10 protein-coding genes are annotated in these 12,566 nt (G+C 33.2%); 6 read left to right on the top strand and 4 right to left on the bottom strand.

Annotated features, from left to right (window positions below):
• Positions 1-42 precede the first annotated feature (42 nt).
• On the bottom strand, positions 43-1,122 hold the full coding sequence (locus tag ASC72_RS04185; RefSeq protein WP_056187273.1) for a cell wall metabolism sensor histidine kinase WalK: 1,080 nt from the start codon (positions 1,120-1,122) through the stop codon (positions 43-45).
• A gap of 248 nt (positions 1,123-1,370) precedes the next feature.
• On the bottom strand, positions 1,371-2,054 hold the full coding sequence (locus tag ASC72_RS04180) for a response regulator transcription factor (protein ID WP_056187270.1): 684 nt from the start codon (positions 2,052-2,054) through the stop codon (positions 1,371-1,373).
• Between the two features lie 229 nt (positions 2,055-2,283).
• On the opposite strand from ASC72_RS04180, the gene ASC72_RS04175 reads away from it, so the two are divergent.
• The 5 genes from ASC72_RS04175 to ASC72_RS04155 all read left to right on the top strand — a co-directional run bounded on the left by ASC72_RS04175 (position 2,284) and on the right by ASC72_RS04155 (position 9,536).
• Entirely contained in the window at positions 2,284-5,097 is a 2,814-nt protein-coding gene (locus ASC72_RS04175; protein WP_056187267.1) for a TonB-dependent receptor, read from the top strand.
• 187 nt (positions 5,098-5,284) lie between these two features.
• Positions 5,285-6,544: a T9SS type A sorting domain-containing protein gene (locus ASC72_RS04170; RefSeq protein ID WP_056187265.1), complete on the top strand. Its 1,260-nt coding sequence runs from the start codon at positions 5,285-5,287 to the stop codon at positions 6,542-6,544.
• Positions 6,545-6,742: 198 nt separating this feature from the next.
• The gene (locus tag ASC72_RS04165) at positions 6,743-7,939 is read left to right on the top strand and encodes a hypothetical protein (protein WP_056187263.1); all 1,197 of its coding nucleotides are present in this window, start codon (positions 6,743-6,745) and stop codon (positions 7,937-7,939) included.
• A 120-nt stretch (positions 7,940-8,059) separates the two neighbouring features.
• Complete coding sequence (locus tag ASC72_RS04160) at positions 8,060-8,398, top strand: T9SS type A sorting domain-containing protein (protein ID WP_056187259.1); 339 nt, start codon at positions 8,060-8,062, stop codon at positions 8,396-8,398.
• A gap of 157 nt (positions 8,399-8,555) precedes the next feature.
• Entirely contained in the window at positions 8,556-9,536 is a 981-nt protein-coding gene (locus ASC72_RS04155; RefSeq protein ID WP_056187256.1) for an acyltransferase, read from the top strand.
• A 60-nt stretch (positions 9,537-9,596) separates the two neighbouring features.
• Here the strand turns inward: ASC72_RS04155 and ASC72_RS04150 are convergent, their stop codons facing one another.
• Together ASC72_RS04150 and tyrS are read right to left on the bottom strand one after the other, a co-directional pair.
• Entirely contained in the window at positions 9,597-9,941 is a 345-nt protein-coding gene (locus ASC72_RS04150) for a hypothetical protein (RefSeq protein ID WP_056187252.1), read from the bottom strand.
• A 150-nt stretch (positions 9,942-10,091) separates the two neighbouring features.
• Positions 10,092-11,387 carry a tyrosine--tRNA ligase gene (gene tyrS, locus ASC72_RS04145; protein ID WP_056187249.1) on the bottom strand — a complete coding sequence of 432 codons (1,296 nt, stop codon included), beginning with the start codon at positions 11,385-11,387 and terminating at the stop codon, positions 10,092-10,094.
• A 173-nt stretch (positions 11,388-11,560) separates the two neighbouring features.
• On the opposite strand from tyrS, the gene ASC72_RS04140 reads away from it, so the two are divergent.
• Positions 11,561-12,562, top strand: coding sequence for an NAD-dependent epimerase/dehydratase family protein (locus ASC72_RS04140; RefSeq protein WP_056187246.1), 1,002 nt, complete (start codon positions 11,561-11,563; stop codon positions 12,560-12,562).
• The last annotated feature ends 4 nt before the right edge of the window (positions 12,563-12,566 follow it).

Genomic DNA, 12,566 nt, shown 5'->3' with positions numbered 1-12,566 from the left:
CGCAACTTATTCCATGGCACTTTAAAATAACTGAACTTACAATTATTTAACCTCAGCTTTTATTGTTTTATGCGCTTTTTCGAGTGTAAAAGAGAATTCGGAACCAATCCCGAACTCACTTTCTACATAAACTTTCTCTTTATGAGCCTCAATAATATGTTTTACAATCGCCAAACCTAAACCAGAACCACCTTCTGATCGGGTTCCGCTTTTGTCTACTCTGTAAAAACGTTCAAAAAGCCTTGGAATATTTTGTTTTTCAACTCCTTCTCCGTTATCACTAATACGGATTAAGACTTTTTTCTTGGTTAAATTTACAACGCCAACTTCCGTCAGACCACCGTCTTTTCCATATTTAACAGAGTTCACAATCAAATTTTCGAGAACTTGCTGAATTCTGTCCTGATCTCCACGAACAATAACCGATTTTACATTTCGGCTTTCAAAGGCCAATTTGATTTTCTTTTTGTCCGCTTTCATTTCTAATAAATCGAAAACATTCTGAATCAGCTCCACAATATCAAAATCAGTCATATTCAAATCCAGATCACCAGATTCAAGTTTGGTAATCATATCTAAATCTTCGACTATATAGATAAGACGCTCCACTCCTTTCTCGGCACGTTTTAAATATTTTTTTCGGATATTTTTGTCATCCATCGCACCATCCAGTAAAGTGGAAACGTAACCCTGAACGGTAAACAAAGGCGTTTTAAGTTCGTGCGAAACATTCCCTAAAAACTCTCTTCTGTATTGCTCACGAATTTCGAGCATTTCGATTTCCAGTTTTTTATCGGTAGCAAACTTTTTCACTTCACGTGAAAGCGTTTCCATATCGGTGGTAATCGGCTGATTGATTAATGTCGTTGATTCTAGTAATGAAACCTCATCGTAGATTTTTTTCACTCTTCTGTAGATGAAGCGCTCTACACGATATTGCAAGACCAAAAAAGAGAAAATATAAATTGATATAAGAAAAATTATTCCAAAAGCGATCTGATGATTCAATTGACCTTTATAGAACAAGGACATTAATATCAATACAAAACCTGTCCCAAAAAGACTTATATATAAAGCCGATTTGACAGCAAACTTGTATGTTTTTTTAAAATTAATTTTCATTGAAATTGTTCAACCATTAAGAGATTAAGAAAAATTAAGTCTTCTATTTGAGTTAATACGTTTTATTGAATTAACATTTGAACTCAAAACAAAGTTAATTCAAAAACCATATAGGTAATTAAAGATCGCATGAACTTTAATTGCCTATATGGTTTAATTTTATTTAATGTTTTAAAAATTTGAATCTGTTTTTAAATCTAAAAATCACTTAGAATCTTAGTCCCTTAGCAACTTAGTATCTTAAAAAACTAAACTTCAAATTTATAACCTACACCTTTTATAGTTTTAAAAAAATCTTCTCCAATCTTTTCACGTAGTTTTCTAATGTGAACATCGATCGTTCTTCCTCCCACAACAACTTCGTTACCCCAAACTTTATCAAGGATTTCATCTCTTTTAAAAACTTTTCCGGGTTTTGAAGCTAATAAGTAAAACAATTCGAATTCTTTTCTTGGTAAAGCTATTTCGACATTGCCTTTGATGATCTTATATTCTTCACGATTAATCTCGATGCCGCCAACGTTTAAAGTATCGCTAACCACTTCTTGTTCTTTTAACCTTCTTAACAAAGCCTTTACTTTGCTGACCAATAATTTTGGTTTTATTGGTTTGGTAATGTAATCATCAGCACCTGCATCAAAACCAGCAACTTGCGAATAATCTTCACTTCTCGCCGTTAAAAATGTTATGATAACATTATTTAATTCAGGAATTTTTCTGATCTGTTCGCAGGCTTCCATTCCATCCATTTCGGCCATCATCACATCCATAATAATTAAGTCCGGCAATTCTTTTTGAGCTTTTGCGATGGCGTCTTTTCCATTTGAAGCTGTTACAATTTGGTAGCCTTCCTGAGCAAGGTTATAGCCTACAATTTCCAGGATATCCGGTTCATCGTCAACTAATAAGATCTTGGTTTGTGTTTTTTTCATAAAATAGCAAAAATTGAGTTTTTTCATCAAATTCTCTTCTATAAATCCGATGATTTGTAATTGCGATGGTAAATATAACAATAAATCAACGGTTAAAAATTCGTGTTAACGGTAATTTAATCTGGTAACAATTTGATAATCTAGCAGGAACAAAAACATAACAAGTAGCTAACATGAACTTTACAAAGCGGTCATTTCTTTGCACAAAAATAAATTAAACACAACTGAAATGAAATTCAATTTAAAATTTCTATTTATTACATTATTTATCTGCACGATTTCGATCGCTCAAAACAAAGGTACAATTTCTGGTGTACTAACTGACAAAGAAATGAATAATGAAGTTTTACCTTTTGCAAATGTCCTTATAAAAGGAACTAACATTAGCGCTAACACTGACATTGACGGAAAATATTCCATAAATGTAAATCCTGGAACTTATACTATTATTTTTAGCTTCGTAGGATATGAATCTGTAGAAAAACCTGTAACGGTTAAAGCAAGTGAAACTGTTACTTTAAATCAGGTTCTTTCTTCAGGAGGATACACACTTAAAGATGTTGTAGTAAAATCTACTGCTAACAGAGAAAAAGAAACTGCTTTACTTTTAGACCAAAAGAATGCTGTAGTTATCAAACAAAGTATTGGTGCTCAGGAAATGTCTAGAAAAGGTGTAAGTGATGTTGAGGAAGGTTTAACTAAAATTACCGGAATCACAAAAGTAGATTCCCGTGGAATATTTGTACGTGGACTGGAAGACCGATATAATAATTTATTGATTAATGATTTGGCTGCACCAACAAACAGCCCATTCACTAAAATTATTGCTTTGGATTTGTTTCCAACGAATATTGTTGGAGTAATTGATGTGTACAAAACATTTAATCCAAATATATATGGTGATTTTGCCGGAGGTACTTTCAATATTCAAACTTCAAAGCCAACAAAAAGCATTACGAAAATAAGTATTGGAGCAGGTTACACAACCGGAAACAGCTTTAAAGATTTCTTATTATCAAATGATGCAGATACAGCAACAGGCTTTTTAGGATTTAATGGTAAAGACAGACAATTACCAAGTTTTCTTGGCAATCAGGCAACGAGACAAACTTACACAACTGACCAGGCTTTAAACTCAGTAAGTAACGATAAAGGTTTTAATGTAAATGAAACTAAAAGTCCTTTAAATACAAGTATCAACCTTTTGCATGCCGAGAAATTCAATTTGAATAATAATCAAGTTTTCTCGTACCTGCTTTCTATAAATTACGACAATAATTTTTCAATAAGAGAAGGAGTTGACAGAACTATCGATTTACAGTCATCCGGATCTAAGTATGTAAACAATTTTATCACCACTGATTATCGTTTCAAAACCACAAACTCAGCATTAGTTGGTTTAAACTACAGCAATGACAGGCTTAAGTTATCGTTCAACACATTATACATCAGAACTAACTTAAACTCTATAAAAGATCAGTACGGACCATCAGGAGGGACAGCTGCTGAAAATGGATTTATCCGTACCAATCAATTAGACAAAAGTGATTATTTGAATGCCCAATTATTGGGTGAATACGCAATAAGTAAAGACAAAAACCAAACTATTAAAGCTGGAGCCTCATTTGCTACTACAAAATATGAGCAGCCAGATAGAAAGTATTTCTCTGGTCTTAAAACAGGCGATGATATGATAAGCACTTCTTATGGAGCAAATAATTTCCTGCGCCAATATTTAACTGTCGATGGTAATTCATTTTATTCAGCATTAGTAGAGTATAATTTGAAATTCGGGAAAAATGACAAACAAAACAAATTAACCGTTGGATATAATGGCAGCGGATCTAAGATGGAATCTTCATACCGTTTTGTTTCAAGTACCGGTAATGATGGTTTTACTTCAAGCATAAATAATATAGATACTCAAATAACCAGCGACATTTTAGCTAATAAAATGACTTTTAGCGAAAACTCTAATGCTACTTACAAAGTTAAACTTGACGAAATGGCTAATGCAGGATATGCTAATTTGTTTTTACAATTTGGAGAGAAACTTGAAGTAAACGCAGGAATTCGTTTTGAAAGCACTCTTAAAGAAACGCATTACAGAACATTAGGTTCTTTTGATGCTCCTTTCAGAATATTAAAATATGATAATGCCTATTTTTTACCATCCGTAAATCTTAAGTATTTGCTAACTGACAACGCTAACATTCGTTTTGCAGCAAGCAAAACATACACCAAACCAGTTATTATGGAGGCTTTCCCTATATCTTTCATCAATGCTGACGGAACTTCAACTCAAGGAAATTCAATTTTGAAAAACAGCGACAATTACAATGCTGACATAAAATATGAGCTGTTCCCAACGAGTAAAGAAATGATTGCTGTTGGAATATTTGGAAAACACATTATCAATCCAATTGAAAAAACTTTCATCTCAAACGCAACAACAGGAACAGTTACTACTTTTCTAAATTCTGAAAGTGCCAACATATATGGAATAGAAGCTGAATTACTTGTTGGTTTAGAAAGAATCAGCGAAAACTTAGATAATTTTTCATGGGGATTAAATGCTACTTTGATGTCATCAAAAGTTACTGTAAGCCCAACTTTTGAATCTATCGATGAGGACGGAGTAATTACCGTAAAACCTTCCATTGAAACGCATCAATCAAGATCACTGCAAGGAGCATCAAACTGGTTAGTAAATTCAGATTTAAAATATGAATTTAATTTAGGAAAAGACATGACAAATACTATGTCTCTTGTTTATGGTGTTTTTGGAAAAAGAATATATGCTGTAGGAACCAATGGACAAGACAATATCTATGAGTTGCCTGTACAGCAATTGGATTTTGTATGGGGAAGCAAACTTTCTGATCACTTTGATGTAAAATTCACTGCCGATAACATTTTGAATTCATGGAGAAAACGTGAATTTGGAAACGAAGGAACTATAAAAGTAGATGAATCCTCTTTACTGGCAAACAGCTATAAAAAAGGAGTTGGTTTCTCTTTAAAACTAGGATATACTTTTTAATTAAATCACTCATATACAAAACCAAAGTCCCAGATATCTGGGGCTTTTTTATTTAAGGATACTTTCAGAAATCCCTTAGCATTTTTCTGACATTTAAATACCTTTTAGTTAACTATAAGGCAATACCTACATAACGTGTTGTGAAAATTATCCTGCTAATTTTATATGGAATTTTAAAAAACAACTTATGAAAAATGCAAAATTACTATTAAACTTTTTCTTTTTTTTTGCAGTATTATCTGTAATTTCAACCTATGGACAAACAGTAACAATTTCTAATTTAAGATATACAAATGGTGCTCTTATACCTAATGGGTCAGCTATTGAAATATATGAAGGCGGATCTAAATCTGTAACTTTTGATTTAAAAATAGATAACCCTCTATCACTACCAGTGAAAGGTTATTTATATGTCATGAGTAAGAAATCATCTTCAGCAAGTAGTTCTCTACAATATTTAAATGTTGATTTCAATAATAATACCTTAAGCTCTTGGTATAGTAAAGAATTTACTATTTCGTTAAATGCTACAAATTTTAGTACTACTGGTGGAAGATTATATGGTCAGTTTGATGTCACTTCAAGTAGTGGTGGCGTAATTACAGGAAATATTATCCCCATAAAAGTTATTCCCTCTCCTCCTCTCCAAAACAATACAATCTACTTAGATAATTTAGCAGTTTTAGCGACTGAACTTACAGGAGGATTAGGTATCAATTCTTATCAGTATACCTGGTTTATTACAGATAAAAACGGTGACAAGCGTCAATTACCTGATTCATCTCCAAATTTAATGCTTACTACACCTCAATTCGCTCCATATTTAAATTCAGTTGATAATTTTACAATAATGAGAATGGTAACTTCAGGAAGTCAATCTGTAGCCAGTAATACCATTCCAATACCACATATTTCTCCTATACAAAACAATATTATTTCAAATAATGGCTACTATGTAACGGGAAGCGTTCCTACTGGAGGAATTGGGGATTATACATATTCTTGGGCACTTCTTGCTACAAGTACTTATATAGAATTGGACGAAACTACTAAAGACCTAGATTTAACTTCTCATCCCAATTTTTTTGATGGTTCACTATTAATTAGAATAGTAACAGCTGGAATATTTTCGACTAGTAATAAATTAGCTCTTAATGCCATTACAGCTAAAGCTTTGAATAAAGAAAATATGGTAACATCTGCTGTTTATCCAAACCCTACATCGGGCTCTATAAATTTCACTACTGGCTTTTCCAGTAATAAAGAAATAGAAATCATTGTTTATTCTGAAGGATTAAGAAACGCTCAATCCGTTTTTAAAGGTACTTCCACTCCCAATCAAATTATAAAATGGGATATCCCATCAAATTATTCAAAAGGAATATACTACTATAAAATTATATCTGACAACAAAGAAGTTAAATCTGGAAAGATTTTATTTCAATAAAATTATAATGTATTTAAAATCAAAGCTCCGAAATTTTTTTGGAGCTTTTTTTTATTTATAAACTATTGTAAAAAATCTCTTAACATTCTATTCACATTATAATTGTCTTTTGGTAACCGTAAAGTAATATTCAGATAACACCCAAAAAAGATTATCGTTCTAATTTTGACAAAAATAAAAACACATAATAACACAACTATGAAAACTAAACTTTTTGCTTTAGCACTTGCTACAGGATTATTTTTAAATTCTTGCTCAAGTAGTGATGATCCAACTCCTGCACCGACACCTGCAACAGGCGAAATCACAGGTCCAATCACTGCAAACAAAACTTACGCTTTTGGTAACTACACTTTAAAAGGTATCGTAAAAATCAATGCTGGTGTAACTGTAACTTTTGAAGCAGGATCTACAATCACGATTGACAAAGCTACGGGCGACAATGCTCTAGTTGTTTTGAAAGACGGAAAATTAATTACAAAAGGAACTGCTGACCAACCAGTAGTATTTACAGAAAAATCAAAAGTTCCAGGATCTTGGGGAGGAATCATTATGTATGGTGATGCTCCTGCAAAAGTAGCTGGTGGAGGAACGACTTCGACATCTGAAGACGGAAATAATATCTCTTACGGAGGAACAAATGCAACTCATAATAGTGGTTCATTAGCTTACACAAGAGTTGAATACGCTGGTTCAAAATTAGCTGACGGTGCAAAAGAAAACAATGGTTTTACTTTTTATTCAGTAGGTTCAGGAACAACTTTAGATCACTTAGTATCTTACAAAGGTGCTGATGACGGATACGAATTCTTCGGAGGAACTGTAAGTTTAACAAATTCTATCTCTTATGGTAACTATGATGATTCATTTGACTGGCAAGATGGATGGCAAGGTCAAGCAAATACAAACTGGTATGCTTACCAAGTTGATAAAGGAAACTATGGTATGGAAATTGAAGCTTCTTCAAATGACAATGCGTTTTTTCCAAAAGTAACTAATATCACTCTAAAAAGAGCTGCAGGTACGGTTACAGAAGAACAAAAAGAAATTCAATTGGATGCTATTCAATTTAAAAAAGAAGGAAATGGAGACTACAGTAACATCGTAATCGATGGTTACGTTAGTCAAACTACGCCTACAGCATTTAATGGTGGTGTATTACAAATACTAGACAAAGTTACTTACGATCACCAAGTTGCTGGTGGAAAAATCAAATTAAATAACGTAAAAATTACTAACTCTCCTATTACTTTCATTTCAGGACAGGCTACTTTTACATTATCTGCTGCTAGCTTTCTTCCTGCAACAAACTGGTCAACTAGTACTACTGCTACTGGAGCTACATTAACTCCTGGAGCTTGGGCAACAGTTGATGGTGTAAACTTGATCAAATAATTTGAAAATCATATTTCAAACATAAATTGTTAAAAACATCCTAAATTATTAGGATGTTTTTTTTTGGCGTGTTTTTTGTAATTTATTTTTTTGTATATTTACTGTAACCAAAATAACGCGATGGCAAAAAACTACTTTTATATTACATTCTTATTGGCTTTTTTCTTTACTGTAAGTGTCTCAGCACAAGACAGTAAGCAATTACCAAAACCTCAAGAGCCTACAACTATTGAGGGATTAAGCTTGTACCCTAATCCAGTGACGAACGGAAAGGTTTATATCTCTTCTAAAAATGATTTAGAGAAAGAGGTAATCGTTTTTGATATTCTGGGAAAAAAATTAATTCAAACCCATTTGTCTTCAAAAGAATTAAACGTTTCTGATTTGGTTCCCGGCGTTTATATTATCAAAATTTACGAACAAGATGCCTCTGCAACCCGAAAGCTCATTATTCGGTAAAACATAAACACAATAAAAAATCCTCAATGATATTGAGGATTTTTTATTGTGTTCAGTTTTCAGTCTCAGTTCTCAGTCACAATCAAACTGGGACTGAAAACTGAGACCAAAAACTATCTAAATATCCACAATTGTAATATCTTTGCAAAAAAAAGTTTTGATTACAGCCAACGATATTTTTACCATTTCAAGTCAGAAACAATTTGAAAAAATAGCACTAAAAGTGTTTCGTTTTCAGCACGAGAATAATAAAGTGTATCGCGATTTCTGTGATTTTTTAAAGGTGAATCCACAACTGGTAAAATCTTTGGAGCAAATTCCGTTTTTACCGATTCAGTTCTTCAAAAGCCATGAGGTTGTTTCTAATTCTGATTCCCCTCAGGTTACTTTTACCAGCAGCGGTACAACCGGAATGATCACTAGCCGCCATTTGGTTACCGATGTTTCTCTTTATGAAGAAAGTTACCGCAACGGATTTTCTCAGTTTTATGGCAACATCGAAGATTATGTTGTTTTAGCCCTTTTGCCGTCCTATCTTGAACGTGATGGGTCTTCGCTTATTTATATGGTCGAAGATCTTATAAAACTCTCCAATCAACCTGAGAGTGGATTTTATTTACACAATCACGACGACTTAATTAAAAAATTGATTGCTTTAGACGAATCTGGGCAAAATGTGATTTTAATTGGGGTTACATACGCTTTATTAGATTTGATTGAAAAACATCAATTCAATCTTCAAAATACCATTATTATGGAAACTGGCGGAATGAAAGGCAAACGCAAAGAAATGATTCGCGAAGAATTACACGAACAGCTTTGCAAAGGCTTTGGTGTTTCATCCATTCATTCAGAATATGGAATGACGGAGCTTTTAGCGCAAGCCTATTCTTTAGGCGAAGGTATATTTGAATGTCCTTCCTGGATGCATATTTTAGTCCGCGATCCCGAAGATGCGCTCACTTACGTGAAAGATGGAAAAACTGGCGGAATAAATGTGATTGATTTGGCTAATATCAATTCATGCTCTTTTATCGCAACGCAGGATTTAGGCAAAAAAAATCCAAACAACTCTTTCGAAGTATTGGGACGTTTTGATAATTCTGATATCCGTGGTTGTAATTTGATGGTGCTTTAAAGTTTAATCGTTGATTTGTTTAATTGGTAAACCGATTAAACAAACCAAAGAAAATTTATTTTAATTTTCTTGCACTAGTCCAATACTTTCTATTCCTTCTTTCTCCGCTAATTCTCTTTCTTGTTGACCTTTACTTTCCAGATATTTATAAACACCATAACAGCCTAAGCCACCCGCAAGCGCAAAAATAAAATCTATTCCGGAACTATAGTAACTATCATCATCTAAGGCATCAAACCCGTTAAAAATCGCAATTACCAGAACATAAATAATTGCTGAGAGAAATGTGATTCCGTAATAAGACCCTAATCCAATAAAGAAATACTTCCATTTATTTTTGGCATACTCAAGAGCCAAATTACTGAATGCCTTCCAAATCCAATAGATAAATAAAAATCCAAACATAAGCTTTTAGTTTTTAGACAATAAACTTAGTAAATAAATCATTACTTAATTCTAATAAAAAATCCCAACAACTCTTTCGAGGTATTGGGACGTTTTTGATAATTCTGATATTAGTGGTTGTAACGATTAAACAATTAACCCATTAAACAGTTAAACCACTCTAATCACAAAATAATTTTTCTTTCCGCTTTGTAATAACACAAACTGATTATTAATTAAATCATTTGAATTTAAAACAAAATCTTCTTTTATTTTTTCTCTGTTTACCGAAATTGAATTTGCTGTCAGAGCACGTCTTGCTTCTCCATTTGATTTAAAGAAACCCGTTTTTTCATTTAAAACAGAAACAATATCCAATCCGTTTTCTAAATCAGCCTTTGCGATTTCAGCTTGCGGTACTCCGTCAAAAACTTCTAAAAAAGTAGCTTCATCCAATTGTTTCAAATCTTCTGAAGTTGAGTTTCCGAACAAAATATTCGAAGCCTGAATCGCTTTCTCTAATTCTTCTTTGCTATGAACAAAAATGGTGATTTCTTCAGCCAGCTTCTTTTGCAAAACTCTTAAATGCGGAGCCGTTTTGTGCTCTTCGATTAAAGCGTCAATCGTTTCTTTATCTAAGAAAGTAAAGATCTTGATATATTTTTCAGCATCAACATCAGTAGCATTTACCCAAAATTGGTAAAATTTATAAACGGAAGTTTTATCAGCATCCAGCCATACATTTCCTCCTTCAGATTTCCCGAATTTAGATCCATCTGCTTTTGTAATTAATGGTGTTGTTAAGGCAAATGCTTTTGCACTTTCTCCACCCATTCTGCGTACTAATTCTGTTCCTGTAGTGATATTTCCCCATTGGTCAGAACCTCCCATTTGCAAAAGGCAGCCATTGTTTTTATATAAATGATAAAAATCGTAACCCTGAATTAATTGATAAGTGAATTCAGTGAAAGACATTCCTTCTCCTTCTCCGCTCAATCTCTTTTTTACAGAATCTTTCGCCATCATGTAATTTACCGTGATACGTTTTCCAACTTCACGAGCAAAATCAATAAAGGAGAATTCTTTCATCCAGTCATAGTTGTTCACCATAACCGGAGCGTTTTTATCAGAAGAATTAAAATCTAAGAAACGAGACAAAACACTTTTAATTCCGGCAACGTTTTTAGCTAAAGTTTCTTCGTTCAGCAAATTTCTTTCGTCAGATTTTCCAGATGGATCACCAATCATACCGGTTGCACCACCAACCAATGCAATAGGCTGATGACCAAAATTCTTTAAATGAACCAATAAAATAATCTGAACCATACTACCAATATGTAGTGAATCTGCCGTTGGATCAAAACCAATATACGCCGTAGTTACTTCTTTCAGCAATTGTTCTTCCGTTCCTGGCATGCTATCATGATATAACCCGCGCCACTTTAATTCTTCAACTAGATTCTTCATTTTTTAAAATAATTTGTGCAAATATAAGGATTGTCTACTGCAATATCAAAAAGGATTCTGCCACAAAGGCGCAAAGGCACGAAGACAATTAAAAAACTTCACAAACTAAAGCCTTTATGCAAAAAAAACTTAGTGTCTTTGCGCCTTTGTGGCAAAATCGGTATATTTACAAAATGGTATTAGTAACTGGAGGAACAGGTTTAGTTGGCGCACATTTATTGCTTCATTTAATTGAAAATGGAGAAAACGTTCGGGCAATTTACCGCAACCAAAATAACATTCAAAAAACAAAATCAGTTTTTGAACTTTATGGAAAAACTGATTTATTTGAAAAAATCAATTGGCTTGAAGCCGATATTTTAGAGGTTCCTTCACTTGAAATTGCCTTTATTGATATCGAATACGTTTACCATTGCGCCGCTTTAATTTCATTTGATCCAAAAGACGAAGACGCACTCAGAAAGACAAATATTGAAGGAACTGCCAATATGGTTAATTTTTCTTTAGCCAAAGGAATAAAGAAATTTTGTTTTGTAAGTTCCATTGCAGCATTGGGAGACTTAGCTCCTCACGAAACTTATGTTACTGAAGAAACTGACTGGAATCCTGAAAAACCACATAGTGATTATGCCATTTCTAAATATGGTGCCGAAATGGAAGTTTGGCGTGCTGTTCAGGAAGGTTTAGATATTATTATTATAAATCCGGGTGTGATTTTAGGACCAATTGCAACAACAAAAATTTTTCAGGAAGGCAGTAATGAGCTGTATCGAAAAGTGGCTAACGGGCTTCCGTTTTACACATTGGGAAACACTGGTTTTATTACCGTAAATGATGTAGTGAAAATTGCTTTTGAATTAATGAAAAGCGATATCAAAAATGAACGTTTTACCTTAATTTCAGACAATATTGTTTTTAGAGATATTTTAAATACAATTGCTGATACTTTAAAAGTAAAAAAACCAACTATTCACGCAGCCCCAATATTCATGAATTTTCTTTGGATAGCTGACGGAATATTTTCAACCTTATTTTTTCAGAGAAGACGCATGACCAAAGCAACCGCAAAAGCTTCATATTCCAAAAATCTTTATTCAAATGAAAAAATAAAAACCGCTCTGGGAACGGTTTTTCTGAATGTTCATCAATATATAAAAGACACTCCGAAGTTGTAAAAAA

The organism is Flavobacterium sp. Root420, from assembly GCF_001427905.1.
Taxonomy (GTDB): Bacteria; Bacteroidota; Bacteroidia; order Flavobacteriales; family Flavobacteriaceae; genus Flavobacterium.
This window is presented reverse-complemented; position numbering and strand designations above follow the sequence as displayed.